Source organism: Streptomyces sp. NPDC101152 (assembly GCF_044768275.1).
Lineage (GTDB): Bacteria > Actinomycetota > Actinomycetes > Streptomycetales > Streptomycetaceae > Streptomyces.
Map to the genome: position 1 here is coordinate 232,064 of NZ_JBIWPO010000002.1, position 24,883 is coordinate 256,946.

At 70.7% G+C, this 24,883-nt stretch carries 25 protein-coding genes and 1 tRNA gene; 15 read left to right on the forward strand and 11 right to left on the reverse strand.

Features of this window, described 5'->3' with window-relative positions; genetic code table 11:
- Nucleotides 1-140 precede the first annotated feature (140 nt).
- Both ACIRVK_RS03600 and ACIRVK_RS03605 read right to left on the reverse strand, forming a co-directional pair.
- Nucleotides 141-1,505 (reverse strand): sensor histidine kinase, encoded by a 1,365-nt coding sequence (locus ACIRVK_RS03600; protein WP_404243570.1) that lies wholly within the window; start codon nt 1,503-1,505, stop codon nt 141-143.
- 121 nt (nt 1,506-1,626) lie between these two features.
- Nucleotides 1,627-2,871 carry a sensor histidine kinase gene (locus ACIRVK_RS03605; protein ID WP_404243572.1) on the reverse strand — a complete coding sequence of 415 codons (1,245 nt, stop codon included), beginning with the start codon at nt 2,869-2,871 and terminating at the stop codon, nt 1,627-1,629.
- Nucleotides 2,872-3,056: 185 nt separating this feature from the next.
- Here ACIRVK_RS03605 and ACIRVK_RS03610 point away from each other — a divergent pair, with 185 nt between their 5' ends.
- The 13 genes from ACIRVK_RS03610 (at nt 3,057) to ACIRVK_RS03670 (ending at nt 15,562) form a co-directional block, all read left to right on the forward strand.
- Entirely contained in the window at nt 3,057-3,452 is a 396-nt protein-coding gene (locus tag ACIRVK_RS03610; protein WP_404243574.1) for an NADH-quinone oxidoreductase subunit A, read from the forward strand.
- A complete protein-coding gene (locus ACIRVK_RS03615) occupies nt 3,443-4,075 on the forward strand; it encodes an NADH-quinone oxidoreductase subunit B (protein WP_404243576.1) in 633 nt (210 codons plus the stop codon). The genes ACIRVK_RS03610 and ACIRVK_RS03615 overlap by 10 nt, the downstream gene beginning before the upstream one ends.
- Entirely contained in the window at nt 4,072-5,421 is a 1,350-nt protein-coding gene (locus ACIRVK_RS03620; protein WP_404243578.1) for an NADH-quinone oxidoreductase subunit C, read from the forward strand. The genes ACIRVK_RS03615 and ACIRVK_RS03620 overlap by 4 nt, the downstream gene beginning before the upstream one ends.
- Nucleotides 5,418-6,386: an NADH-quinone oxidoreductase subunit H gene (locus ACIRVK_RS03625; protein WP_404243580.1), complete on the forward strand. Its 969-nt coding sequence runs from the start codon at nt 5,418-5,420 to the stop codon at nt 6,384-6,386. The genes ACIRVK_RS03620 and ACIRVK_RS03625 overlap by 4 nt, the downstream gene beginning before the upstream one ends.
- A 2-nt stretch (nt 6,387-6,388) precedes the next feature.
- Entirely contained in the window at nt 6,389-7,048 is a 660-nt protein-coding gene (locus ACIRVK_RS03630; RefSeq protein WP_404243582.1) for a NuoI/complex I 23 kDa subunit family protein, read from the forward strand.
- Nucleotides 7,045-7,776 (forward strand): NADH-quinone oxidoreductase subunit J, encoded by a 732-nt coding sequence (locus ACIRVK_RS03635; protein ID WP_404243584.1) that lies wholly within the window; start codon nt 7,045-7,047, stop codon nt 7,774-7,776. The genes ACIRVK_RS03630 and ACIRVK_RS03635 overlap by 4 nt, the downstream gene beginning before the upstream one ends.
- Nucleotides 7,776-8,174, forward strand: coding sequence for an NADH-quinone oxidoreductase subunit NuoK (gene nuoK / locus ACIRVK_RS03640; protein ID WP_404243586.1), 399 nt, complete (start codon nt 7,776-7,778; stop codon nt 8,172-8,174). Before ACIRVK_RS03635 ends, nuoK begins: the two co-directional genes overlap by 1 nt.
- A complete protein-coding gene (locus tag ACIRVK_RS03645; protein ID WP_404243588.1) occupies nt 8,171-10,165 on the forward strand; it encodes an NADH-quinone oxidoreductase subunit L in 1,995 nt (664 codons plus the stop codon). Before nuoK ends, ACIRVK_RS03645 begins: the two co-directional genes overlap by 4 nt.
- Before the next feature lie 6 nt (nt 10,166-10,171).
- Nucleotides 10,172-11,770, forward strand: a complete 1,599-nt coding sequence (locus ACIRVK_RS03650) for a NuoM family protein (RefSeq protein ID WP_404243590.1) — start codon at nt 10,172-10,174, stop codon at nt 11,768-11,770.
- Entirely contained in the window at nt 11,767-13,275 is a 1,509-nt protein-coding gene (locus tag ACIRVK_RS03655; protein WP_404243592.1) for an NADH-quinone oxidoreductase subunit N, read from the forward strand. Before ACIRVK_RS03650 ends, ACIRVK_RS03655 begins: the two co-directional genes overlap by 4 nt.
- A gap of 197 nt (nt 13,276-13,472) precedes the next feature.
- On the forward strand, nt 13,473-14,336 hold the full coding sequence (gene htpX, locus ACIRVK_RS03660; RefSeq protein ID WP_404243594.1) for a zinc metalloprotease HtpX: 864 nt from the start codon (nt 13,473-13,475) through the stop codon (nt 14,334-14,336).
- Nucleotides 14,333-14,725: a YccF domain-containing protein gene (locus tag ACIRVK_RS03665; protein WP_404243596.1), complete on the forward strand. Its 393-nt coding sequence runs from the start codon at nt 14,333-14,335 to the stop codon at nt 14,723-14,725. The genes htpX and ACIRVK_RS03665 overlap by 4 nt, the downstream gene beginning before the upstream one ends.
- 270 nt (nt 14,726-14,995) lie before the next feature.
- Nucleotides 14,996-15,562: an SMI1/KNR4 family protein gene (locus ACIRVK_RS03670; protein WP_404243598.1), complete on the forward strand. Its 567-nt coding sequence runs from the start codon at nt 14,996-14,998 to the stop codon at nt 15,560-15,562.
- A gap of 129 nt (nt 15,563-15,691) precedes the next feature.
- On the opposite strand, the gene ACIRVK_RS03675 is transcribed toward ACIRVK_RS03670, so the two are convergent.
- On the reverse strand, nt 15,692-16,951 hold the full coding sequence (locus tag ACIRVK_RS03675; protein ID WP_404243600.1) for an APC family permease: 1,260 nt from the start codon (nt 16,949-16,951) through the stop codon (nt 15,692-15,694).
- A gap of 222 nt (nt 16,952-17,173) precedes the next feature.
- Here ACIRVK_RS03675 and ACIRVK_RS03680 point away from each other — a divergent pair, with 222 nt between their 5' ends.
- Complete coding sequence (locus tag ACIRVK_RS03680) at nt 17,174-17,440, forward strand: GlsB/YeaQ/YmgE family stress response membrane protein (RefSeq protein ID WP_404243602.1); 267 nt, start codon at nt 17,174-17,176, stop codon at nt 17,438-17,440.
- A 138-nt stretch (nt 17,441-17,578) separates the two neighbouring features.
- Here ACIRVK_RS03680 and ACIRVK_RS03685 read toward each other — a convergent pair whose 3' ends face one another.
- Nucleotides 17,579-18,067 carry a YajQ family cyclic di-GMP-binding protein gene (locus ACIRVK_RS03685; protein WP_404243604.1) on the reverse strand — a complete coding sequence of 163 codons (489 nt, stop codon included), beginning with the start codon at nt 18,065-18,067 and terminating at the stop codon, nt 17,579-17,581.
- Between the two features lie 224 nt (nt 18,068-18,291).
- On the opposite strand from ACIRVK_RS03685, the gene ACIRVK_RS03690 reads away from it, so the two are divergent.
- Nucleotides 18,292-18,373 (forward strand) — tRNA-Tyr (locus tag ACIRVK_RS03690).
- Between the two features lie 134 nt (nt 18,374-18,507).
- Here the strand turns inward: ACIRVK_RS03690 and ACIRVK_RS03695 are convergent.
- The 7 genes from ACIRVK_RS03695 to ACIRVK_RS03725 form a co-directional block, all read right to left on the reverse strand.
- Nucleotides 18,508-19,920 (reverse strand): tyrosine-type recombinase/integrase, encoded by a 1,413-nt coding sequence (locus ACIRVK_RS03695; RefSeq protein ID WP_404243605.1) that lies wholly within the window; start codon nt 19,918-19,920, stop codon nt 18,508-18,510.
- A 61-nt stretch (nt 19,921-19,981) separates the two neighbouring features.
- The gene (locus ACIRVK_RS03700; RefSeq protein ID WP_404243607.1) at nt 19,982-20,170 is read right to left on the reverse strand and encodes a helix-turn-helix transcriptional regulator; all 189 of its coding nucleotides are present in this window, start codon (nt 20,168-20,170) and stop codon (nt 19,982-19,984) included.
- A gap of 449 nt (nt 20,171-20,619) precedes the next feature.
- Nucleotides 20,620-22,095, reverse strand: coding sequence for an ATP-binding protein (locus ACIRVK_RS03705; RefSeq protein ID WP_404243909.1), 1,476 nt, complete (start codon nt 22,093-22,095; stop codon nt 20,620-20,622).
- 2 nt (nt 22,096-22,097) lie between these two features.
- Entirely contained in the window at nt 22,098-22,931 is an 834-nt protein-coding gene (locus ACIRVK_RS03710) for a bifunctional DNA primase/polymerase (protein ID WP_404243609.1), read from the reverse strand.
- Nucleotides 22,928-23,779 carry a hypothetical protein gene (locus ACIRVK_RS03715; RefSeq protein ID WP_404243611.1) on the reverse strand — a complete coding sequence of 284 codons (852 nt, stop codon included), beginning with the start codon at nt 23,777-23,779 and terminating at the stop codon, nt 22,928-22,930. Before ACIRVK_RS03715 ends, ACIRVK_RS03710 begins: the two co-directional genes overlap by 4 nt.
- Before the next feature lie 91 nt (nt 23,780-23,870).
- Complete coding sequence (locus ACIRVK_RS03720; RefSeq protein ID WP_404243613.1) at nt 23,871-24,341, reverse strand: hypothetical protein; 471 nt, start codon at nt 24,339-24,341, stop codon at nt 23,871-23,873.
- Nucleotides 24,342-24,357: 16 nt separating this feature from the next.
- A complete protein-coding gene (locus ACIRVK_RS03725; protein ID WP_404243615.1) occupies nt 24,358-24,660 on the reverse strand; it encodes a hypothetical protein in 303 nt (100 codons plus the stop codon).
- Nucleotides 24,661-24,883: the final 223 nt, after the last annotated feature.

The following is a 24,883-nucleotide window of genomic DNA, read 5'->3' on the forward strand; positions in this document are numbered from 1 at the left end:
CGGGAAAACACGCACGACACGACCGGTTCCGGCCGCCTGACGGCGCGTTGGCGATCATCGACCGGCGCGAGCGGCCCGCGGGGGAGGGGAGGGCAGGCTGGTCCTGAGGGTGAGGGGAGAGGAACCCCAGCCGACCGGCGTCACCCGAGCGCCCGCTCCCCCCGCCACGGCAGCTCCGCCGTCACCCGCGTGGGCCCGCCCGCCGGCGAGTCCACCACCAGGATCCCGTCCACCGCGTCCAGCCGTTCCGCGAGCCCCGCGAGGCCGGACCCCGTGGAGGCGTCCGCGCCGCCCACGCCGTTGTCCATGACCTGCACCATCAGCCGGCCCTCGACCCGCCACACGTCCACCGCCGCCCAGGTGGCCCGCGCGTGCTTGCTGATGTTCTGCAGCAGCTCCGACACGGTGAAGTAGGCGATCCCCTCGATGGCCGGCGCCGGCCGCTCCGAGAGCTCCACGTCCACCTGCACCGGCACCGTGCAACGGGACGCCACCGCGGACAGCGCCGCGTCCAGCCCCCGGTCCGTCAGCACCGCCGGATGGATCCCCCGCGCCAGGTCCCGCAGCTCCTGCAGTGCCGTCTTCACCTCACCGTGCGCCTCGTCCACCATCCGCGCCGCCGCCCGCGGGTCCTCGGCGAGCTTCTCCTTCGCCAGCCCCAGATCCATCGCCAGCGCCACCAGCCTGGCCTGCGCCCCGTCGTGCAGGTCCCGCTCGATGCGGCGCAGGTCGGCCGCCGCCGTGTCGACCACGACCCCCCGGTCCGACTCCAGCTCCACCACCCGCGCCGACAGCCGCGACGGCCCCAGCAGCCCGTGCACCATGACCCGGTCCACCATCGTCAGCGCCCGCACGATCCACGGCGTGGCCAGCGTGAACAGCAGCCCCACCAACGCCGTGACGGTGATCTCGAACGCGTTGTCGAGGTAGACCGCGTGGTGCGCGTCGCCGTACAGCTGGAGCCCGCCCTGACCGGCGTACACCGGGAAGACCCAGAACCACAGCGGATACGTCAGCAGCGCCCACCCGTACGCCCAGAAGTTCACGGCGACCACGAACGAGAACACCGACCAGGGGAACTGCACCAGCGCGTACAGCAGCGTCCGCCACGAGGTGCCGCTCTTCAGTACGGCCCCCATCCACGCCATCAGGCCGGACTTCCTCATCCGCAGCGGCTCGGGGTCCCCGACCTCCAGCCCCAGCATCCCGCGCGCCCGCGCCCGCTCCAGTGCCCCGAACCCCCGGCAGCCGGCGAGCCCCGCCGCCAGTACCGGGATCCCGAGGAACGTCACCAGCAGCCCGGCCCCGAGCGCCACCATCGTCACCGCGTACGTGAAGAGCATGACCGCGATCGGCAGGCTCAGCAGCACATACCCGAACTCGCGCCAGCTGCGCGCCTCGAACGGCGCCCGCAGCCCTGCCGGCAGTCGGCGCCGCCGCGGCTCCGCGAGCCCGAAGTCACTGTCGTACCCGTGCCCGTAGCCCTGTCCGTACTCCGTGGCCATCGGCGTCGTCCGTTTCTACTCGTCCGTCCCTCGTGCGGCCTGTCCCGCCCTGCCTCCACCTTGCTGCGTCGCAGGTGCGGGGACCATGGAGTGCGTCGGCATCTTCGGAGGGGGGTTTTCCCTACCCTCTGGCCCCCTTGGCCCCCTTGGCCGTCGTGGCGCCCGTGGCGCCCGTGGCGCCGGAACGGTCCCGCCAGGGCAGCTCCGCCGTGACCACGGTCGGCCCGCCCTGCGGCGAGTCGACGACGAACAGCCCGTCCACCGCGCCCAGCCGCTCGGCGAGCCCCCGCATGCCCGAACCGCCGTCGAGCCGCGCACCGCCCCGGCCGTCGTCCTCCACCTGGATCAGCAGCCGGTTCTCCGTCCGCCACACCTCGACGACCGCGTTCCTCGCCCCGCTGTGCTTGCTGATGTTCTGCAGCAGCTCCGAGACGGTGAAATAGGCGATGCCCTCGATCGCCGCGGCCGGCCGGGACTCCAGGTCCACGGTCACCTTGACCGGCACGGTGCACCGCGAGGCCACCGCGGACAGCGCCGCGTCCAGCCCCCGGTCCGTGAGGACGGCGGGATGGATGCCCCGGGCGAGGTCGCGCAGTTCCTGCAGCGCCAGCTTCACCTCGCCGTGCGCCTCGGCGACCATCTCCGCCGCCGAGTCCGGATCCTCGAGCAGCTTCTCCTTCGCCAGGCCCAGCCCCATCGCCAGATTGACCAGCCGGGCCTGCGCCCCGTCGTGCAGATCGCGCTCGATGCGCCGCAGATCCGCGTTGGCCGTGTCCACCACGACCCCCCGGTCCGACTCCAGCTCGGCGATGCGCCGCTCCAGCTCGTCGGAGGGCGACAACAGCCCGCGCACCATCGCCCGGTCCGCGTTGGCCAGCCCCCGCGCGATGAACGGCAACACCGGCCACAGCACGAACAGCGAGGTCAGCGTGGTGACGAAGGTGAGGATGCCCCAGGGTAGCCGGACGAACCCGTACAGCGCCCCGCGCCAGGCGACCGGGTCCTTCAGCGCCATCCACAGCCACGGCAGGAAGCCGCCCGCCGCCGCCCGGCCCGGCAGCCGGCTCGGCTCGTCGACCCGCACCCCGAGCAGCCTCCTGGCCCGCGCCCGCTCCATCCTGCCCAGCAGCCGCGAGCCCACCAGCCCCGCCGCCAGCAACGGGAACCCGACCACCGTCACGGCCAGCCAGAAACCCGTGAACAGCGCCACCACCACGTAGACGAACCCGACCAGTGCCACCGGAAGGTTCACCAGGAGATGCGCGATCTCCTTCCAGGTGTGCCGGTCGTAGGCGAAGCGCACGGGTGGCAGGCGGTCGTCTGCGCCCTCCGGGGCCCGGGCCCGGCGCGAGAATCCTTCGGTCATATGGGCTAGCGTGCCGCGCGCCGGGCGCCCGCGCCATGAGGTCGGCCGCCTCCGTCCACTGGGGAAAACCCCACCTCGGAATCTCAAGGAGATCTCAAGGCGTGACGGGCTGCTTACCGCCCCTTTATCAGGGCCTAGACTCCGTGCGTACAGATCGTCGAACAGCAGCGAGTGAGGGGACGGACGTGCGGGAACCGACCGTCGTCGTCGCGGCGGGCTACTTCCAGTCGTACTCGGTCGTCGGACTGCTCGCCGTGGTCGGCGTGCTCTTCGTGGCCGTCGCCTTCGGCGCGGGCCGCCTGCTGCGACCGGTGGTCCCCACCCCCGAGAAACTCCTGACCTACGAGTGCGGAGTCGACCCCGTCGGCGAGGGCTGGGCCCACACCCAGGTCCGCTACTACGTCTACGCCTTCCTGTACGTCGTCTTCGCCGTCGACTCGATCTTCCTGTTCCCCTGGGCGACGGTCTTCGCCGCCCCCGGTTACGGTGCCACGACCCTCGTCGAGATGTTCGTCTTCCTCGGCTTCCTGGCCGTGGGCCTGCTGTACGCATACAAGAAGGGCGTTCTGGCATGGACGTGACGCCAGACACCGACGTCAACGACGCGCAGCCGGTCCTGCTGCCCGAGCCGAAGCGGCTGGGCGCCCTCGCCCGCCTCGCCCCCGAGCCGATGAAGGTGATCCTGAACTGGGGCCGGCGCTACTCGCTCTGGGTCTTCAACTTCGGCCTGGCCTGCTGCGCCATCGAGTTCATCGCCGCGTCGATGGCCCGCCACGACTTCATCCGCCTCGGCGTCATCCCCTTCGCGCCGGGCCCCCGCCAGGCCGACCTGATGGTCGTCTCCGGCACGGTCACGGACAAGATGGCCCCCGCGGTGAGGCGCCTGTACGAGCAGATGCCCGAGCCCAAGTACGTCATCTCCTTCGGCGCCTGCTCCAACTGCGGCGGCCCGTACTGGGACTCCTACTCGGTCACCAAGGGCGTCGACCAGATCATCCCCGTCGACGTCTACGTCCCCGGCTGCCCGCCCCGCCCCGAGGCCCTCCTCCAGGGCATCCTCAAACTCCAGGAGAAGATCGCCCGGGAGTCGCTGGGGGAGCGGTACGGGACCACCGGCGCCGGACGCCCCTCGGCGGCAGCGCTGCAGAGCGGCCTGGTCAAGGGCCCAGGGCAGCCGGGTGCGGCTCCCGAGGAGGGCCGATGACCACGGTCGGCTGGCTGCCCGCCCCGGTCGAGGATCTCTTCGGTACGGAGGCCACGGCCGACGTGTCCTACGAGGTCCTGACGGTGGACGTGCCACCCGAGTCCTGGCTCGCCGCGCTGGCGGCGGCCCGTGACCGGCTGGGCTGCACGTACTTCGACTGGCTCAGCGCGGTCGACGAACCCGGCACGGGATTCCGCGTCTGCGCCCACGTCGTGGCCCTCTCGCCGGTCCGCCGCCTCCTCGTCCGCACGACCGTCCCCCACGGCGCGCCGACCCTGCGCAGCGCGGTGGACGTCTACGCGGGCGCCGCCTGGCACGAGCGCGAGACCCACGAAATGTTCGGTGTGGTCTTCGAGGGGCACCCCGCCCTGGACCACCTCCTCCTTCCCGAGAACTTCGAGGGCCACCCCCTCCGCAAGGACTTCGTCCTCGCCGCCCGCGTCGCCAAGGCCTGGCCCGGCGCCAAGGAACCCGGCGAGTCCGAGCACGGCGGCCCCAAGCGCCGCCAGATGCTCCCCCCGGGCGTCCCCGACCCCAACGAATGGGGCCCCCTGAAGGGCCAACTCCCCCCGGCACCGACCCGCCCGGGCCGAGCCGCCCCCGGCGAACGCCCCACCCGAACCCCGGCCGACCGCCCACCCCGCCGAACCCGCACCGCCTCCCAAGGCTCGACAAGCCAGACACCGCCGACCGCTGGCGAGCCTCCGACGACCGCGGGCACGGGCGGCTCTCCCGGCGACTCGGCACCCGCGCCGGCCACACCCCCGCGCCGAATGCGCTCGGCGACGGAGGGCTCGGCGAGCCAGTCTGCCGGGGGTGCGTCCGGGGCTGGGCCACGCCGGGCTCGTACAGCGGCTGACGGTTCAGTGAGTCAGGCGACCTCGGGAACGGGGGGCGCCCCGGGCGACTCGCGGCCCGCGACCGAGGGCACCGCGCCTGTGCCGGAGGCACCCGAGTCCGCGGCCGACGCCGCCACGTCGGGGCTGGCGAGCTCCGAGGCCTCGACCGGCGTTTCGGAGACCCCGCCGGCTGGGGTTCCGGTCGCCCGGCGTCGTGCGCGGAGCGCGGGTGAGGGCTCGGCGAGTCAACGGCACGCGGCACCGGCGGAGGCCACTCCCGAGGGCGCCCCGTCCCCGCGCGGCGAGACCACCTCCCCTCCCAAGCCCTCGACCGCCCCGCGCAGCCCCGACGCGCCCTGGCACCACGCGCGCCCGGCCTTCGACGAACCCGCGCCGAGCGACCCCCCGACCCCCGAGCCGGAACCACGCACGGACGCCGACCAGCCGGCTGCCGACGGGCCCGCGCCCGAGGACGCCCCCGACAACCCCGCAGGAGGTTCGCAGTGAATGACGCGCTCGACGTCGCCCTGCGTCTCCTGGTCGTCTTCGTCGTCTTTCTCACCTTCCCCCTGGTCGTGGGACAGACCGAACACAAGGTGATGGCCCATATGCAGGGCCGCCTCGGACCGATGTACGCGGGCGGATTCCACGGCTGGGCCCAACTCCTCGCCGACGGCGTCAAGTTCGCCCAGAAGGAAGACGTCGTCCCGGCCGGCGCCGACCGCCGTGTCTTCCAACTGGCGCCTGCCGTGGCCCTCCTCCCGTACCTCGTCGTCCTCCTCGCCATCCCCATCGGCCCCGGCGAGGGCGCGGTCGGCCAGGTCCTGGACGCCGGCATCTTCTTCGTCCTCGCGGTGATGGGCGTCGGCGTCCTCGGCTCCCTCATGGCCGGCTGGGCCTCCGCCAACAAGTTCTCCCTCCTCGGCGGCCTCCGCACGGCCGCTCAACTCCTCGCCTACGAACTCCCCATGCTCCTCGCCGCCGCCTCCGTCGCCATGGCGGCCGGCACGGTCTCCCTCCCCGGCATCCTCGACGCCTTCCACTGGTGGTGGCTGCCCTGGCAGATCGTCGGCGCGGTCGTCTTCTTCGTGGCGGGGCTGGCCGAGCTCCAGCGCCCCCCCTTCGACATGCCCGTCGCCGACTCGGAGATCATCTTCGGCGCCTACACCGAGTACACCGGCCTGCGCTTCGCCCTGTTCCTCCTCGCCGAGTACGCCGGAATCATCGTCCTGTGCGGCCTGACCACCGTCCTCTTCCTCGGCGGCTGGCACGGCCCCTGGGGCGCCGACGGCCTCGGCTGGGTGTGGACCCTGCTGAAGACGGCCGTGCTCGCCTTCGTCGTCATCTGGCTCCGCGTCACCTACCCCCGCCTGCGCGAGGACCAGCTGCAGAAACTCTCCTGGACCCTCCTCGTCCCCCTCTCCCTCGCCCAGATCGCCCTCACCGGCATCGTCAAGGTGGTGATCCACTAGCCATGTCCGAGCCCCTCCCGCCCACCAGCCGCGGCGCTCACCCGCCCGCCCGGCCCCGCATCCCCGGCTCCGGCCTGGCCAAGGGTCTGGCCGTCACCCTTCGCACGATGACGAAGAAGACCGTCACCGAGCAGTACCCCGACGTCCAGCCCGACCTTCCGCCCCGCAGCCGCGGTGTCATCGGCCTGTTCGAGGAGAACTGCACGGTCTGCATGCTGTGCGCCCGGGAGTGCCCGGACTGGTGCATCTACATCGACTCCCACAAGGAGACGGTGCCGCCCGCCGCCCCTGGTGGCCGCGAGCGCAGCCGCAACGTGCTCGACCGCTTCGCCATCGACTTCTCCCTGTGCATGTACTGCGGTATCTGCATCGAGGTATGCCCTTTCGACGCCCTGTTCTGGTCCCCGGAGTTCGAGTACGCCGAGACCGACATCCACGAACTCACCCACGAACGCGACAAGCTCCGCGAGTGGATGTGGACCGTCCCCGCCCCACCCGCCCTCGACGCCGGTGCGGAGGAGCCGAAGGAGATCGCCGCCGCCCGCAAGACGGCCGAGAAGCTCGCCGCCGTGCAGGCCGAGACGCCGTCCGAGCCCACGGGGCCGGGGCCGACCGGGCCCGAGCCGACCGGTCCCGCCGATCCGCGAGGAGGTGAGTCGTGACCCTCGCCGCAGTCAGCGCCACGGCGGCCCACGCGACCACGGCCTCGCCGCACAGCCACGGCTTCCTCTCCCCGACCGGCGTCGAGATCGCCTTCCTCCTCGTCGGCCTGGTCACCTTCGGCGCTGCCCTGGTCACCGTCACCACCCGGCAGCTCGTCCACGCCGCCCTGTGGCTGGTGGTCACCCTCGGCGGGCTGGCCGTCGAGTACCTCCTGCTCACGGCCGAGTTCATCGCCTGGGTGCAGGTCCTCATCTACGTCGGTTCGGTCGTCGTCCTCCTTCTCTTCGGTCTGATGCTCACCAAGGCCCCCATCGGCCGCTCCCCGGACGCCGACTCCGGCAACCGCTGGGCCGCCCTCACCGTGGCCGTCACCGCGGCCGCCGCCCTCGTCTGGGTCGTCGTCGACGCCTTCCGCACGACCTGGATCGACCTGGACGGTCCCGCCTCCGGAACCACCGCCGTCACCGGCGCCAGCCTCTTCAAGAACTGGGTCCTGCCCTTCGAGGCCCTCTCCGTCCTCCTCCTCGCCGCACTGGTCGGCGCCATCGTCCTGTCCCGCAAGGCTAAGTCCGAGTCGAGCCCTCCCCCTGTGAACTCCCGGGCGTCGACCGATGGTTCCCCATCCGTCCCAGATTCCCGGAATCACCCGATCGGGGGACGGACCCCGGCCGAGCGTCCCGTCCCGCCCGAGCGCCCCGCCGCGGCCGAGCAGGAAGGCGCACGCTGATGCACCTCGCCTATCCCGCGGTCCTGGCCGCCCTCCTCTTCTGCACCGGTCTGTACGGAGTGCTCGCGCGTCGTAACGCGATCCTCGTCCTCATGTCGGTCGAGCTCATGCTCAACGCCGTCAACCTGAACCTGGTCGCCTTCGACGCCTGGCTCAGCCGGACCGCCCGGGAGACCCTCCACTCCGGCCAGGCGCTGACCCTGTTCACCATCGCCATCGCCGCCGCCGAGATCGGCATCGGCCTGGCGATCGTCCTCGCCGTCTACCGCAACCGCGGCACCTCGGACATCGACAAACTCCGCGACACCGCCGAGGGCCACGAGTCCGACGGCCCCGACCGCGACGCCCCTACCACCGAGCAGGCCGGCCGGGCCGGGAAGACCGAGGCCACCGCGTGACCACGACCACCCTCGCCGTCCTCGTCCCCCTCCTGCCGTTCCTCGGGGCCGCCGTCGGTCTGCTGTTGGGCCGTACGGCCCCCGGCTTCGTCCGTCCGCTCGCCGTCCTGCCGACCCTCACGGCCCTGGTACTCGCCGTACTGGTCGCCGCGGACCAGGGCGGCGGCCGCGCCGTCGACGCACACACCGAACTCACGCCCACCGGCTCGGTCCCGGTCGAACTCGCCCTGCACATCGACGGTTTCGCCGCTCTCGTCGCCGTCCTCGTCGGCGTCGTCGCCACCTGCGTGCAGATCTACTCCACGGGCTACCTGCGCGACGACCCGCGCTACCCCTCCTACGCCGCTCTCGTCTCCCTGTTCACCTCCGCGATGCTGCTCGTCGTCTACTCCGGCGACCTGATCGTGCTGCTGGTCGGCTGGGAGATCATGGGCATCTGCTCCTACTTCCTGGTCGGCCACTACTGGGAGACCCCGGAGGCCCGCGCCGCCTCCGTCAAGGCGTTCCTGGTGACCAAGCTCGGTGACGTCCCCTTCCTGATCGGCCTGTTCGCGCTCGCCACCGACGCCGGCTCCTTCCGCATCACGAAGGTCCTCGACACCGTCGCGAACGACGGACTCGACCACCCGGTACTCGTCGCCCTGCTGCTCCTGGCCGGCGTGGCCGGCAAGTCGGCGCAGTTCCCCCTGCACACCTGGCTACCCGACGCGATGGCGGGCCCGACACCCGTCTCCGCGCTGATCCACGCCGCGACGATGGTCGCCGCCGGTGTCTACTTCGTCGCCCGGCTCCTCCCGGTGTTCGAGGCCTGCAGAGCCGCGATGATCGTCCTCGCCGTCATGGCCGCCGTCACGATGCTCGGCTCCGGCCTCGCCGCCCTCGCCCAGGACGACATCAAGCGGGTCCTCGCCTACTCGACGATCGGCCAGCTCGGTTACATGACCGGCGCCCTCGCCGTCGGCGACCGCTCGGCCGCCGTCTTCCACCTCCTCACGCACGGCGCCTTCAAGGCGCTGCTGTTCCTCGCGGCCGGTGTGGTCATCCACGCCGCCGGCACCAACTCACTGGCCGCCATGTCCCGCATGACCAACCTGCGTGACCGCATCCCCGACGCCTTCTGGACGATGACCGTGGCGCTCCTCGCGCTCGCCGCGATCCCACCCTTCAGCGGCTTCTTCTCCAAGGAGTCCGTCCTCGGTGCCGCCGAGCACGTCGTCACCGGCCACACCGAGCACGCCCCCGGCGCCGCGGGCTGGATCACCCTGGTCGCCGGCCTGCTCACCGCCCTGCTCACCGCCGCGTACGCGATGCGCCTGTGGCTGCTGGCCTTCCACGGCCGGGGCGCCGATGCCCCCGACCACGGCAGGCAACCCCTGACCATGACCGTCGTGCTGTGGGTGCTCGCCCTACCGTCCCTCGCGCTCGGCGGCTTCACCTTCCGCCTGCTGCCCGACTGGTTCGACGGCCAGGACCTCACCCCGACCCTGACCACCTCCGTCGTCGGCACGGGCGTGGCCCTGGTCGGCGGCATCGTCACCTACGCGGCCTGGCGCCACACCACCGCCCTCGCGGCGCACGTACCGCTGGGTGCGGTCGCGGCCCACCCCGAGGGCGACGCCGCACAGGTCGAGGCCGAGGCCATCGCCAGCCACGCGCCCGCCTACGGGGGAGTCGCCCACGCGCCCGACCCGGCCGATCCGGGACGGCTGCTGCTCGGCCCGCTGCACCGGCACGCGGCCGTCGGCTTCCACCTCGACGCCGTGTACGCGGCCCTGTTCGTCCGCCCGGTCCAGGCCGGAGCGAGTCTCGTCCGCTTCCTGGACCGAGAGGTCGTCGAGACCTACGTACGCGGCGCGGGCGCCCTGCCCCGCCTCCTCGGGGCCGCCGTACGGCGGGCCCAGACCGGCAACGTGCAGACCTATGTGAGCGCGCTGCTCGCCGGCACCGTCGTCCTGGCGGTCGCCGCCCTCCTCGTCGCCACGGGAGCGTGAGCAGGCGTGATCGGTATCAACGAGTCCGTGATGCAGTTCCTTCTGGCGTTCGTCGTCGTCGGCCCGCTCCTCGGCGCCGCCGCCGCTCTCCTGCCCGCTCCGCCCGGACTGAAGGGGAAGTCACCGGAACAGGCCGTACTCCGCCACGGCGTGACCGTGACCGGCACGGTCCTCATCGCCTCGATCGTCCTCGCGCTCGGTTTCGACCACGACCACCCGTCGAAGATGCAGGCCAGCACCGACATCAGCTGGATCCCCGCACTCGACGTGCGCATCCACCTGGGCATCGACGGCATCTCCCTCCCCCTCCTGGTCATGACCGCGCTGCTGACCTTCCTCTGCGCGCTCTACTCCTACTTCAGGCAGCAACATCAGCGGCTGACACCGCGGGCTGCGGGCCCGAGCCCGAAGGCCTTCGTCGCACTGCTGCTGGTCCTCGAGTCCGGCACCCTCGCGACCTTCGCCGTCCTCGATCTGCTGCTGTTCTTCCTGGCGTTCGAGACGGTGCTCATCCCGATGTACTTCCTCATCGCCCGCTGGGGCGGCGAGGACCGGACCAGGGCCGCCTGGCGGTTCATCCTCTACACCCTGCTCGGTTCGGTCGTCATGCTGCTCGGCCTGCTCCTGATCGGGATCAAGGCCGGCACCTTCGACATGGTGGCACTCGCCACTGACAATGGCCGGTCGCTGACTGCATCCGTGCAGGTCATCGCGGTTCTGGCGATCGGGATCGGGCTCGCGGTGAAGACGCCGATGTGGCCGTTGCACAGCTGGCTGCCCGACGCCCACACCGCCGCGCCGACCGTCGGCTCGGTCCTGCTGGCCGGCGTCCTGCTGAAGATGGGTACGTACGGGTTCGTCCGAATCCTCCTGCCGATCGCACCGCACGGCTTCCACACCTTCGCCCCCTACCTCGCGGCCTTCGCCGTCGTCGGGATCATCTACGGATCCCTCGCCTGCCTGGCCCTCGCCAAGCGGGGCGCGAAGGGCGATCTCAAGCGGCTCATCGCGTACTCGTCCGTCGGCCACATGGGCTTCGTCCTGCTCGGCATCGCGACCATGACCCCGACCGGCGTCAACGGCGCCCTCTTCGCCAACATCGCCCACGGCCTCATCACCGGCCTCCTGTTCTTCCTGGTCGGCGCGCTGAAGGACCGCACGGGCAGCACAGACCTCGACACCCTGGCCGAGGAGACCGGTGCAGCGCTCTACGGCAAGGCCCCACGGCTCGGCGGCCTGCTCGCCTTCGGCGCGGTCGCTTCCCTGGGCCTGCCCGGACTGGCCGGATTCTGGGGTGAGATGCTCGCCCTGTTCGGCGCCTTCAAGCCCGCCGCCGACCTCAGCCGCCCGGCCTTCCTCACCTTCATGTCCATCGCCGCCCTCGGCACCCTTCTCACCGCCGCGTACATGCTCGCCGTGGTCCGCCGCGTCTGCATGGGCGCCGTACCGCAGGAAGCGCCGCGACTGGCCGACGTCCACACGTACGAGTTCGCGGCCTGGACGCCCCTGGTCGCCCTCACCGTCGTCGCCGGGCTGTGGCCCAGAGCCCTCCTCGGCCTCACCGACCCGGCCGTCCAGCAACTCCTCGCAGGAGGCACCCGATGAGCCCCCTGGCCGCGAACCTGGTCCAGTCCGTCGACTGGCTCGCCATCGCGCCGCCCACCATCGCGGCAGCCGCCGGACTCGTCGTCCTCGTCGCCGACCTGTTCGTCCCCGACGCCCGCAAACCGCTCCTCGGCTGGTTCTCCGTGGCGGGTCTGGCCGTCGCCGCGCTGATGCTCCTGCCCCTGCTGGACGGCGACCGCGCCACCTTCTGTGTGCACGGCACACGCGCGTGCAGCTACACGGCGGACCACTTCACCCTCGTCATCCAGTTCCTCGTGCTCGGCGGCGCCCTCCTCGCCGCCCTGCTGTCCGTCACCACCCTCAAGGACAGCGGCAGGCAGCTCCCCGAAGGCGAGTACTGGTTCCTCCTGCTGTCCTCCGCGGCCGGCGCCGCCCTGCTGCCGGCCTCCCGCGACCTCGCGACCCTGATCGTCGCCCTGGAAGTCGCCTCCCTGCCCGCCTTCGCACTCGTCGGCATCCGGCACGGCGACAAGAAGTCCTCCGAAGCGGCCCTGAAGTTCTTCCTCTCGTCGGTCACCGCCACCGCCGTCAGCCTCATGGGCATCAGCTTCGTGTACGCCTCCACCGGCACGCTCTACCTCACCCAGGTCGCCGACCGCATCCAACACGTCGACGGGCAACTCCACACGCTCGCCCAGACGGGAGTCGTCCTCACCCTCGTCGGCTTCGCCTTCAAGACGGCCGCCGTGCCCTTCCACTTCTGGGTGCCCGACACCTACGTCGGAGCGCCCCTCCCGATCGCCGCCTACCTGTCGGTCGTCGGCAAGGCCGTCGGCTTCACCGGCCTCATCCTCGTCACCGTCGTCGCCTTCCCCTCGTACGCCGACGTCTGGGGCCCCGCCCTCGCGGCACTGGCCGCGCTCACCATGACCGTCGGCAACCTGGGCGCCCTTCGCCAGCAGGCCACGCGCGCGTACAGCGCGGTACGCCTCCTCGCCTGGTCCTCGGTCGGGCAGGCCGGCTACCTCCTCGTACCGATCGCCGCGGCCGCCTACTCGGACAACGCCCAGCACTCCGTCGGCTCCACGGTCGCCTACGCCCTGATGTACGCGGCCGTGAACCTCGGCGCCTTCGCCGTGGCCGCACTCGTGGGCCGCACAAGAACCGCGAACCGCATCACCGACTACCGCGGCCTCTACGCCACGAACCCCCTCGCCGCCCTCCTCCTGGCCTTCTTCCTGCTCTGCCTCGCCGGACTGCCACCCGGCATCATCGGACTCTTCGCCAAGGTCACCGTGTTCTCCGCAGCCGTGAACGCCGGCCTCGGCTGGCTGGCCGTCGTCATGGCCGTCAACGTCGTCATCGCGCTCTTCTACTACCTCCAGTGGACGGCCCTGCTGTTCCGCGCGCCCGAGGGCGAACCCGTCAAGCACCACCTCCCGGCGCCCCTGACGGCCGCGATCACCCTCACCGGAGTCCTCGGCGTCGCCCTCTCCGGAGCCCCCCAGCTGGTCCTCCGCTTCGCCGCCACCGGCCTCTTCTGAGCAGCCCACCGAGCACCTCACCCGGACGGCCGAGGCATGTCCCCGTACGCACAAGGGAACTAGTGACCCTCGCCTGGCGTTGAGCAGGACGGGAGGGTCCACTGGACGTGACGACCACGACACCAGTGGCACCGGAGACAGGCAAGCAAGATCCGCAAGCAAAGGGTTCCCCTGCTGCACGACTTGGAGGGCGTACCGTGCACCGCCGGCACAACGGGCTAAGGACCGCAGTACTCCTCGGAGGACTGTCCGCCCTCATCATCGTCATCGGCAGCTTCTTCGGCCGCATGGGGCTCGTCGTCGCGGTTCTCGTCGCACTGGGCACGAACGCGTACGCGTACTGGAACAGCGACAAACTGGCGCTACGCGCGATGCGCGCGCGACCGGTGAGCGAGTTCGAGGCGCCGGCCCTCTACCGCATGGTCCGCGAGCTCTCCACCCAGGCCCGCCAGCCCATGCCACGCCTGTACATCTCCCCGACGGAGGCCCCCAACGCCTTCGCCACGGGCCGCAACCCGCGCAACGCCGCCGTGTGCTGCACGGAAGGCATCCTGCGCATCCTGGACGAGCGAGAGCTGCGCGGCGTCATCGGCCACGAGCTCAGCCACGTCTACAACCGCGACATCCTCATCTCGTCGGTCGCCGGAGCCCTCGCCTCCGTGATCATGTTCCTGGTCAACTTCGCCTGGCTGATCCCGATCGGCCGCTCCGAGGACGACGACGGCCCCGGCCTCCTCGGCATGCTGCTCATCATGATCCTGGGCCCCCTCGCGGCCACCGTCATCCAGCTCGCCATCAGCCGCTCCCGTGAGTACCAGGCCGACGCGTCCGGCGCCCAGCTCACCGGCGACCCACTCGCCCTTGCCGGCGCGCTGCGCAAACTGGAGACGGGCACCCAGCAGCTGCCCCTGCCGCCCGAGCCGCGCATCGAGACCGCGAGCCACATGATGATCGCGAACCCCTTCCGCCCCGGTCAGGGTCTTTCCAAGATGTTCTCGACGCATCCGCCGATGGCGGACCGCATCGCCCGGCTCGAGAAGATGGCAGGTCGCCCCCAGTGAAAACCATCCTGAACGTCATCTGGCTCGTCCTCAGCGGCTTCTGGCTGTTCCTCGCCTACCTCGGCGCGGGCCTCCTTCTCTGCATCACGATTATCGGCATTCCATTCGGCATTGCCGCTTTTCGTATTGGCGTCTACGCCCTGTGGCCCTTCGGGTACACGACGGTGGAGCGGCGTGACGCCGGGGCGCCCTCCTGCGTCGGCAACGTGCTGTGGCTGGTCCTCGCCGGCTGGTGGCTGGCGCTGACGCACATCGTCACCGGCATCGCGCTGTGCATCACGATCATCGGCATCCCGTTCGGCATCGCGAACTTCAAGCTGATCCCGGTCTCGCTGCTGCCGCTCGGCCGCGAGATCGTACGGACGGACGAGCCGTTCGCGGCGCGCTGACGGCGACCACTTCAACGGAAGGTACGGTCCGGCCCCGGCCGGCCAGTCCCGTCGCAGGGCCCGGACGAGAGAGCGGCGGTTCCCCCGGCCCCTGTCCCGGCCGTCGCGTCTCAACAGCCTGGCGTTTTCCAGTGCCCGGCGTTTTCCAGTGCCCGGCACCTCCACAGCCGGCGTTTTCCAGCCTGACGTTTTCCACAGCCAGCCTCTCCCCAACTCCGTGGTTGTCCACAGGCTCACCCGAGTGTCAGTGGCGCCTTGCATCATGAACCCATGACCGAGAACGAGCAGTTGCTGGCACGGGTGACCGCCAAGGCGCGGGACACCCGGCCCTGGGGTTGGACCTCCCTCCCCGAGCCCGTCGACGCCGCCACGGTGACCCGCGCCGAGGCCGCGCTGGGCTTCACGCTCCCACCGCTGCTCGCCGAGCTGTACCTGCGGATAGGGGACGGCGGATTCGGCCCGGAGTACGGCCTGTTGCCGCTGCTGGACGGTTCCCCGGCCGGCGAGGCCGCCGCCGTCGTGCAGTACCTCGCCAACCGCGAGAGCGGCCGCAAGGACCCGGACTGGCCCTGGCCCGAGGGCGTCCTGCCCATATCCCACTGGGGATGCGCCATGTACGCCTGCGTGGACTGCCGTTCCCCTCAGGCCACGGTCCTGCTGTTCGAGCCCAACCCGGGCGACCCCGAGCGAGCCTGGTTCGTGGACACCCCCGCTCTCGCGGACTGGCTGCACGCCTGGGTCGAGGGCACTGGCTGGTACGACGTGATGGACGACGAATTCCCGATGGTTCCCTGGACCGAATTCCGCATACGCACGGCCCAGAACCAGGTGCCCTGACCGCAGCGCGCCCCACATCGCCGACGCCCCGCTGTCCGGGTGGCCCGGCCACCTGCCCCCTTACACCACCCCGTCGGCCGCTGCCGCCCACCCGCGTCCGGCATCTCCCGCCGCATCCACCGCCCCACGTCAGACGCGAGGCCGCCCAGCCACTCGCCGCCGCAAGCCGAACGCCACTACACCCACCACCAGCACCCCCGCGCCCACGACCACCGAGACCCCCGGCAGCGAGAACGCCAGCACGATGCACCCGACCAGTCCCAGCGCCGGCAGTACCCGCGCGGCCGCGGCCGAACTCAGCGTCCATGCGGAGGCGTTGGCGATGGCGTAGTACGTCAGCACACCGAAGGAGGAGAAACCGATCGCGCCCCGCACATCCACCGTGGCGGCCAGGGCGGCGACCACCGTGCCCACGGCGAGTTCGGCCCGGTGCGGCACCTGGAACCGCGGATGCACGGCCGACAACGCGCCGGGCAGGTGTCGGTCACGGGCCATGGCCAGCGTCGTTCGCGAGACGCCCAGGATCAGGGCGAGCAGGGAACCCAGCGCGGCCACTGCGGCACCCGCCCGCACGACGGGCACCAGCCCCGGCACCCCGGCCGCCCGCACCGCTTCGGCCAGCGGAGCGGCCGCCCGCCCGAGCCCATCGGCTCCCAGCACGGAAAGGACAGCCACCGCCACGCACACATACACCGCGAGCGCGAGGCCCAGAGCCACCGGGATCGCCCGGGGAATGGTACGGGCGGGATCCCGTACCTCCTCGCCGAGGGTCGCGATGCGCGCATACCCGGCGAACGCGAAGAACAGCAGTCCGGCCGCCTGCAGCACCCCGCCCACACCACCCGACGTGCCGATGCCCAGCCGCCCGGCGTCCGACGCGCCTGAGCCGAGGCACACCACCACCACGGAAGCGAGGACAGCCAGCACCACCGCCACGATCGCCCGTGTCAGCCAGGCGGACTTCTGGATGCCGCCGTAGTTCACCGCGGTCAGCGCCACCACGGCCGCGACGGCCACGGCATGCGCCTGGCCCGGCCAGACGTACGCCCCCACGGTGAGCGCCATCGCCGCACAGGAGGCCGTCTTGCCGACCACGAACGACCAGCCCGCGAGATAACCCCAGAACACCCCGAGCCGCTCGCGCCCGTAGACGTACGTGCCGCCGGAGGCCGGGTAAAGCGCGGCCAGTCGGGCCGACGCGGTGGCGTTGCAGTACGCGACCACGGCGGCGACCGCGAGGCCGATCAGCAGCCCGGAACCGGCGGCGCGGGCCGCCGGCTCAAGGGCGGCGAAGATGCCCGCACCGACCATCGAGCCGAGCCCGATGACCACGGCGTCCCCGACTCCGAGGGTGCGCCGCAATTCGGCGGCGGAGGCGGTCTGTGACATGCCTGCACCCTACTGATCGCTGCAACCGGGGAGTGCCACCGTGACGTCCTCTTTCCCAACAGAGCACGAACAAGCGCGCTACGAGCCGGTCAACCCGGATCCCGGGCCGGACGGCAGACGAGCGCGCACGGCGGAAACACGTCGCACGGCGCACAGCTTGTCCGCACCGAAATCACACCGTTCGGACAGTGCAGGCACAGTGCGGGAGGGCAGGTTCACGGCATGACGATCATCAGCTGGATCATCCTGGGGCTGCTGGCCGGGGCCATCGCCAAGTTCCTGCTGCCGGGGCGCGACCCGGGCGGCCTCATCGGCACGACGCTCATCGGCGTCGCGGGCGCTTTCATCGGCGGCTGGATCTCGGCCCGCTGGCTGGACCATCCGATCACCAAGAACTTCTACGACGGAGCCACCTGGGCGGCGGCGATCGGCGGCTCGCTGGTCCTGCTGATCGTCTATCGCATTCTGTTCGGCAACTCGCGCGACTGAGCAGGTCCGACCAGGACTGGCCACATCCCGAGGACTGCAGCCGGCAGGAGGGGAGGGTGGGCGCCGACGGGGTGCCCACCCGCACCGTTGACGCAGCGCACCTTCTCGCACCCTCCCCTCACCGAGATCAGCCGTCGCTCACCGGTAGTTCACGAACTGGAGCGCGAAGTCGAAGTCCTTGCCCTTCAGGAGGGCGATCACGGCCTGCAGGTCGTCGCGGCTCTTGGAGCTGACCCGCAGCTCGTCCCCCTGAACCTGGGCCTTCACGCCCTTCGGCCCCTCATCACGGATGATCTTCGCCACCTTCTTGGCGTTCTCCTGGGAGATGCCCTCCTCGATGGAGGCGAAGATCTTGTACTCCTTGCCGGACAGCTGGGGCTCACCGGCATCGAGCGCCTTCAGGGAGATCCCGCGCTTGATCAGCTTGGACTGGAAGACGTCGAGGACGGCCTTGACCCGGTCCTCCGAGTTCGCCTCCATCAGGATCTTGTCACCGGACCACGAGATCGAGGCTCCCACGCCCTTGAAGTCGTAGCGCTGCGAGATCTCCTTGGCGGTCTGGTTGAGGGCGTTGTCGACCTCCTGCCGCTCGACCTTCGAGACGATGTCGAAACTGGAGTCGGCCATGTCCTGTGGCTCCTTGTATCGGGGTGCGTGTGGGGTGCGGATCGGCGGGCGTGGGGGTGGCCGCCGAGCCCGGTGTGGTGCCGGGCCGCATCCGGACAAGCCTAGCCACCCGTGGTCGTCCGAGCGCAGATCAATCGGGTGGCGAAGCACCCCTCGGCATCGGGTATTGTTTACGTCGTTGCCAGCGAGCACCGCCGAAAAGCGGTTCGAACGGCAGCAACCCCGGCGGTGTGCCCGAGCGGCCAAAGGGAGCAGACTGTAAATCTGCCGGCTCAGCCTTCCCAGGTTCGAATCCTGGCGCCGCCACGCTGAGAGAGACCCCCTCCGAACTGCGGAAACGCAGAGCGGAGGGGGTCTTTTCGTATTCGAACAACGTCATTCGAACGTGGGTCGAAATGGGTGGCTTGTCTCACCTAGTCTCGGGTGAGTCCCAGGCCTGATCAGCGCGTGTCCCCCAGGCGTCCCCCGGGGGATGGGCCAGCTCCGTCCCATTCCCGCAGGCCAGCCTCGATCTGGTGGTTCGCTCGCTCCTGGGCTTGCGCCAGAACCTTTGCGTAGACACGCAGCAGCACGGCGACCGAGTGTCCGGCTCGACGCGCCACCTCCATCGGGTCGACTCCGCTGTAGAGCCAGAACGAGACCCCGGCGCACCGGAGGTCGTACGGTCGCCGGGCGAGCGGCGATGCCTCCTGCTCCGGCGTCAGTGCGTCGACTCGGGCACTTGCCCACACCTCGCCGTACCCCGTGTCCTGAATCACCCCGCCACGGTTCGTGCGGAACAGGCGGCCGTCCGGAGCCGTGCCGTAGCGCTCGATGTGCCAACGGAGCATCGCGACGAAGTGGGGAGGGATGGGCACCACGCGCGAGTCTCGCTGTGCTCGTGCCTTGAGGTGACGGTCTTGGTGGGCGCGACCGTCGTCCGTCCAGTCGCGGCCGGCGTGGACGATTCCGCCGCGAAGGGTGAGCTTGCCCCACCCGCTCTTCGGCAAGTGGCACTGGGACGCGGTCAGCCCAACCGCTTCGGCCGGGCGCATGGCGGCGTAGTACAGGCACCCGAAGAACGCCTCCAGGTGTGCGCCCCGCTCACCCTGCCCCCGTACGCCCTCAAGCAGAGCCCGCACTTGGCGAGGGTTGGCGACGCTCGCCGGGTCAACCTCTTCGGTCGACTTCGGAGCCGACCACTTCACGGTGGATAGCGGGTTGACCGGAACGCTGAAGTAGCGCCGCTCGACCGCGAGCCCCAAGACGTCACTGAGGCATGCCCTCTTGCGCCGCGCCGTGCGCGCGCCGGCGGAGGAGCCGTTGAGGAGTGTCGACAGGGCGTCCAGAGCCAGACGGAGCGTGGCGGGGTCTTCGAGAGCGGCCACGGGCAGGGAGTTCTTCTCCAGCCAGCGGAGCGCGTCCGTGACGTCGCTGGGGTGCTCCTGGGACCAGCGGCTCTTGTTGTACGCCCAGCCGTACAGGGCGGTGCGGAGTATGCGGGGCGAGGGCTGCCCGACGGTTGTCTTCACGAGTGCGGGGGTGATGGTGGCCAGGGCGTCGGCGTCGTTGCGGCGCGACTTGGCAGGGAGCTTGTCCCACCTGCGGTCGATGTAGGCACGCGTGTGCTCGTACCAGGTCACGGAGCCGTTCAGCGCGCGGAGTTCGGAGGCGGGGAGGCCCGTCTCTACGTCGAACTGTTCGCCCTTGCGCAGGGCGGTCATCAGCTCCGAGCGACGGCCGTCAGCCTGGGCTTTGACGGTGTAGCTCTTGGAATGCTTCTGGGGGCCCACAAGCCACCGGACGCGGTAGGGCTTTGGGCGGTCGCGGCGGGTCTCGATGCTGTAGATGCGGACGTCGTAAGTGAGGGGCATTGTTCTCCAGAGCAGCGAAAGAGCCCGCCCCATCTGGGGCGGGCTCGAAGGGGTGGTGTCCTTAGACGGCGGTTTCCTCGCAGCGCTCCCACCAGGCGTCGAGGTCGGCGCGGCTGACGCGGACTTGGCCGTTGGGGAGCTTGCGTATCCGGGGCGCGTGGCCGCGGGCGCGCATGCGGTAGAAGGCGGCGCGGCTCATCTTGATCTCTGCGAGGACTTCGGGGAGCTTGAGCATCTGGGGGCGTGCCACAGTCGACTCCTTCGAGGTTCTGGTCATGGCTGGGCTGGCACCTGTCCGAGGTTCGGATTTCTGCGTCACCGCGTCACCTGCGTCATTCAGGTCGCTGACCTGCGGTTATCGGTGACGGAGCACGGTGGGGCTGCGTCACCGCCGCGTCACCTGCGTCACCGGGGGGTGACGCAGGTGACGCACGATGACGCAGGCGGTTGGGCTCTGCGTCACCGCCTTCTCTGCTGGTCAGGGGCCGCTTTCCGGCGTGGGTGACGCAGGTGACGCAGCATTCCCCTACTTAGGAAAGAGAGGGGGTGGTGTCTGTTGTTGTGCGCGGCTCAGAGCGCGAAGAAGGAGCCGCTGCGCGGCACGTCCTTCGGCCGGTGCTACGCACCGAACAGCAAGAGGAGCACCCATCGCCGCGTCGCCCCGGGTGCTCTTCTTGCTGTTGTGCGGTGACCTTGCGTTCAGAACGCGGTCTCCTGTTGCGGCCCGGGTGCCGGTACGGGTTCGGTGAGTTCGATGTAGCGGGCCGTTTTAGTGCGTCCCCAGTCGACGACCAGGCCGCGGGCGGCGAGGGTGGGCTGAAGGCGCTTGAGCCGGTCGGAGAGGACCTTGCCGGTGGTCGGCCACCCCTTGGGCAGCGGGCGGCAGTCCTCGCCGCTGTAGAGCCGGGTGAGCAGGTGCAGCCACTCCGCGGACGACATCCGCTCCTGCGCCCCGGGTTCCATGCCGGCCGCGTACTGGAGCACGGTCTGCGCGAGCAGGTCGCCCTCGATGACGTCGTCGTTGAGGTCGTCCAGCCCGGCCCGGTAGGCCGCCAGCGCCCCGAGGCCCATCGCTTCGTCGAGCTGCGCGCACAGGTGGGCGAAGTCCGCCATGCGCAGGTCGGTTGGCGTCTCCGCGGTGGCGGCGCGGACCTTGACGGTCAGGTCCAGCAGGGAGCCGAGCATGACAGGCAGGGCTTCCGCATACTCCGCCCACAGTTCCGCCTCGGTGCGCCGCACCTTCGGCCGCTCCAGCCGCAGCGGCAGCAGTCGCTCGGCGAGGTCGGGGCGGATGACGCCGACGTCGATGCCGGTCAGGAGCAGGGGGCGGCGATAGCGGGCGCGGAAGACGTCTCCGTCGGTGAACAGGGCGCGCTTGACGCTCTCGGCTCCGGTGACGATGCAGCACATCGCGTCGGACAGGTCCGGGGTCATGTGGGAGAGGTTGTCCAGCGCCGTGACCCATCCCGCGGCCACGGCCGCGATCAGGTTGTCCTCGTCCTTCGGGGCCCGGCGCAGGTCCCCCGTCATGCCCTCAATGAGCCGGATGAGCATCCGCCCGCCGGTGGACTTCCCCGCGCCCTGGGGGCCGGTGAGGAAGGGTGCGGGGACGGGCACGGAGGGTTCCAGGCAGCCGATTAGCCAGGCCATGGCCAGGCACTCGGTTTCGGCGCCTGCGAAGTTGCACAGCCGGAACAGCGCGTCGATGCCCTTGCCGTTGGTGTCCTTGGCAGGCAGGGGCAGTTCGCCGGTGAGCTGGGTGCGCCGCCAGCACACCTCGCTCGGGTCGGGGACGGCGATGTCCCAGCCGGTGGGGTGGATGCGCACGGACCGGCCGTCGTTGCGGCCCAGGTCCAGCCAGGTGGCACCGTCCAGGCCTGGGGCGACGCGGATGTGGACGGGCTGGACCTGCTCGGTGAGGGCGAGTGCTTCGATCAAATCGAGTGCCTCCTTCATCGCGGTGCCGTTGAACGTGCCGAGTCCGTCCTTGAACAGGCCGACCAGGAGTTCTTGGCGGTGGCTTCCGGTGGTGCCCTGGGAGCGGATCGGGCGGGCCACGGGGTGGCCTTTGCGCTGTGCGTAGACGGTGCCGTCGGCGGTGCGGAAGTAGCGGAAGCGCTCTTGCGCGTAGTCCGCGATGACCTTCCGGGCCGGGTTCTTGTCGTCGTCTTCCATGCTCAAAGCCCCAACGTGGTGCGGGCGTTGGTCCATGCGTCCGTGCAGTGCCGGGCGGTCTCGCCCTTGGCCTGCGCGGCGGTGAACAGGCGGGCGATGTGATCCTCGGTGAGGCAGCCGCACCGGCCGTGCGTCGAGAGCACGGCCAGGAACGTGCGGTAGACCGTGGCGTGCACGCCGCTGCAGGCCTCGGTTATGCGCTGCTCCGCCATGGCGATGCCACGCTCCAGATAGACGGGCGTGCGGTGAGGGCACTCCCCGCCCCCAGTGGGCAGGGTGAGGGCCGTCGGCGCCGGCCGGACCGGGGCGGGCTTGCTCGCGGCCAGCGCGCGCACGACTTCCGGCAGCTCGGCCATGTCGCCGGTACCGAAGCCGAGCCAACGGGCGTAGGCCATGGTCGACTTGATGTCCACGCCAGGCCGGACCGCGTTCGCGGAGTGCATCCGACCGAGGTAGAGCCAGTGCTCGCCCCGGGTGGTGGGCACGGTCTGTGTGGCGGGCAGGTTCTCGCGGGCCCAGGCGATCGCGTCGGCGTTGTCCAGGTCGACAACCGTCAGTCCCGCCCCGCCCGGGTGGTAGGCGATCGCCTCGGCGTGCAGCCATGCGCGGCGCCAGGGCCCGGAGGTGATGACGTCCGGGTCGGTGGTCGCGGCAGCCCACGCGTGGCAGGGCCCGGGGCAGACGCACGGCCCCGGAGTCTTCATGTTCGGCCGACCGCCGCAGGCGTTGTCGGCGCAGCGGCGGCAGTTGCCGAACGGCACCTTCCCCACCCGCAGGGGCAGAGGCGGAATGCCGGATGCGGCCAGGTCGAGCGCGGTTTGCAGGAGCTCCCTCATGCAGCGGCCTGCCGGGGCGAGGTGGAGGTGAAGCAGCCGCAGCCGCCGTCGTCGAACAGGTCGAGCTGTTCGGGCTGCTCTTCGATGCGACGGCGCAGCGCGGCCAGCGTGAGCGGCTTCGTTGTGCCGCCCCGGCGATCCCGCAGGATCGACACGTCCTTGCCGAGCAAACGGCGCATCTTCTCCTCCGCGGCCTCGGCGCGGGCGTACCGCTCCGGGAAGACCTTCAGCAGCCGTACCCATTGGGCCTGACCGCCCTTGATGCACATACCGCCGCAGTTGTTGTGTGCGAAGCCGAGCCGGTACAGGCGGGGGTCGATCAGCCCGGCCGCGCGGGCTTCCGCCCGGAGCTGGTCCTTGTCGCGGTACGGAGGCTCGGTCAGGGGATATTCCGCGCGCCACGGCTTCCAGCTGGCCCGGTTGCCGGGGATACGGTCGGGCTCCGACCAGTCCAGACCGATGTACAGCACCGTGTTGGTGAACGTGAGCTGCGGGTTGGCGGCGAGCCAGTCGCGGCACATCTTCAGCTTCAGCTCAAGGGCGCAGTGCGCGAGCTGGGTGTTGCCGAGCCAGCGCTTGTCCTCGAAGACCTGCCACGGGTCGCGGCCGTCGACGACGCGGGTGATCGGTACGCCAAGCTGCGCGCTGGCCTGCTCGTTGAACGTGTACAGGTCCTCGTCCTCGATCAGGGTGTCGGCGAAGAGAAGGACCGTGTGGGCCGTGCCGTGCTGGGCGACGACGTGGCGGGCGGTAGCCCATGACGTGATGCCGCCGGACCACATCACGACATGTGTCAGATCGCGGCACAGCCTGTCGGCTGCTCGCCGGATGTCGGTGGGTTGGGTCATGCTGGGGGTCTCCAGTTCCGTAGATGGATGCTGGGTGGCAAGGGCGGCCCCGTGATCTTTGGCGAGATGAGGGGGGCCGCCCTTGGCGTCGCTAGAAGGGCGATTCGGGCCGCTGTTCCTGTTGGCGCCATGCGGCGTACTGCTGTCGGACGTAGGCGCGCGGGTTGTAGCCGTCGAAGGCGTTGTCGAGGGCCATCAGCCGGGTTGCCAGGTCGAGGGCGTTGCTGCTGCTGGCCGTGTAGCCGGGGATGAGGCCGCTGGCCATGCGGTCCATGAGGGCCGCGCGACGCAGCCACCACTCACGCCCCCGGTCTCCGGTGTTGCTGAGCCACACCAGCTCACCGCCCGGCTCGGGTGCGGCGGCGTACGCCTGGAGGGCGCTGGGCCAGTCCGTGCGGTCCCGCTCGGGCGTGTGCTTGTGGTCGGCGCGGAGGTAGAGGCGGTTCTTCTCGCCGTCCCGGCTCGGATAGACGGTCACGGTTCCGGCGTTGAATGCGCCGTCCAACGCGGCGACAACGTGATCGGTGTCGGCGGGGTCGCAGATGATGCGGATCTCGAACACGGTGCTCCTTTGCAGGTCAGCGATTGGAACTGAAGATTCCGATGGTGATGCGGCCAGCACCGCCGGCGCTGGCGTGACCGGTGTCAGGCTGTGTGTCAGGGGCCGTGTTCGTGCTGCTCGGTCCGGGCGTGGATGGTGTGGGCCTGGTGTGGCCGGGGTGCGGGGCCCGGGATGGCTGGTGGGTTCCGTCCTGGTGGGTGCCGACGTACAGGCCGATGAGCAGTCCGGCGATGGCGAGGACTTTGTGCCGGTTGGCCTGCCACCAGGTGGGTGGGGTGGGTTCGGTGAGCACACCTATGACGGTCGGGGCTTTCGCCACAACGGGGTCTCCTTCGCTGGGTGGGGTGGTGGGGGAGGCCGGGCGGCCTGTTCAGTGCTCGCATGCCGCGCCGGGGCGGGTGGGCGAGGACTGGACGGAGCGTCCGGAGGTGCGCATGCGAGAGGGCCCGCACCCTCGCGGGTGCGAGCCCTCAATGACAGACATGCCTCAAAGGCCGGAGGTGAGCCTTTCTCCGGGAGACGGCGGGGGATCCTGCGTTCCA

Coding starts and splice junctions, on each gene's coding strand:
- ACIRVK_RS03600 (WP_404243570.1), bottom strand. CDS start 1,505: ATGGCCACGGAGTACGGACAGGGCTACGGGCACGGGTACGACAGTGAC.
- ACIRVK_RS03605 (WP_404243572.1), bottom strand. CDS start 2,871: ATGACCGAAGGATTCTCGCGCCGGGCCCGGGCCCCGGAGGGCGCAGAC.
- ACIRVK_RS03615 (WP_404243576.1), top strand. CDS start 3,443: ATGGACGTGACGCCAGACACCGACGTCAACGACGCGCAGCCGGTCCTG.
- ACIRVK_RS03620 (WP_404243578.1), top strand. CDS start 4,072: ATGACCACGGTCGGCTGGCTGCCCGCCCCGGTCGAGGATCTCTTCGGT.
- ACIRVK_RS03630 (WP_404243582.1), top strand. CDS start 6,389: ATGTCCGAGCCCCTCCCGCCCACCAGCCGCGGCGCTCACCCGCCCGCC.
- nuoK (WP_404243586.1), top strand. CDS start 7,776: ATGCACCTCGCCTATCCCGCGGTCCTGGCCGCCCTCCTCTTCTGCACC.
- ACIRVK_RS03655 (WP_404243592.1), top strand. CDS start 11,767: ATGAGCCCCCTGGCCGCGAACCTGGTCCAGTCCGTCGACTGGCTCGCC.
- ACIRVK_RS03670 (WP_404243598.1), top strand. CDS start 14,996: ATGACCGAGAACGAGCAGTTGCTGGCACGGGTGACCGCCAAGGCGCGG.
- ACIRVK_RS03675 (WP_404243600.1), bottom strand. CDS start 16,951: ATGTCACAGACCGCCTCCGCCGCCGAATTGCGGCGCACCCTCGGAGTC.
- ACIRVK_RS03680 (WP_404243602.1), top strand. CDS start 17,174: ATGACGATCATCAGCTGGATCATCCTGGGGCTGCTGGCCGGGGCCATC.
- ACIRVK_RS03685 (WP_404243604.1), bottom strand. CDS start 18,067: ATGGCCGACTCCAGTTTCGACATCGTCTCGAAGGTCGAGCGGCAGGAG.
- ACIRVK_RS03695 (WP_404243605.1), bottom strand. CDS start 19,920: ATGCCCCTCACTTACGACGTCCGCATCTACAGCATCGAGACCCGCCGC.
- ACIRVK_RS03705 (WP_404243909.1), bottom strand. CDS start 22,095: ATGGAAGACGACGACAAGAACCCGGCCCGGAAGGTCATCGCGGACTAC.
- ACIRVK_RS03710 (WP_404243609.1), bottom strand. CDS start 22,931: ATGAGGGAGCTCCTGCAAACCGCGCTCGACCTGGCCGCATCCGGCATT.
- ACIRVK_RS03715 (WP_404243611.1), bottom strand. CDS start 23,779: ATGACCCAACCCACCGACATCCGGCGAGCAGCCGACAGGCTGTGCCGC.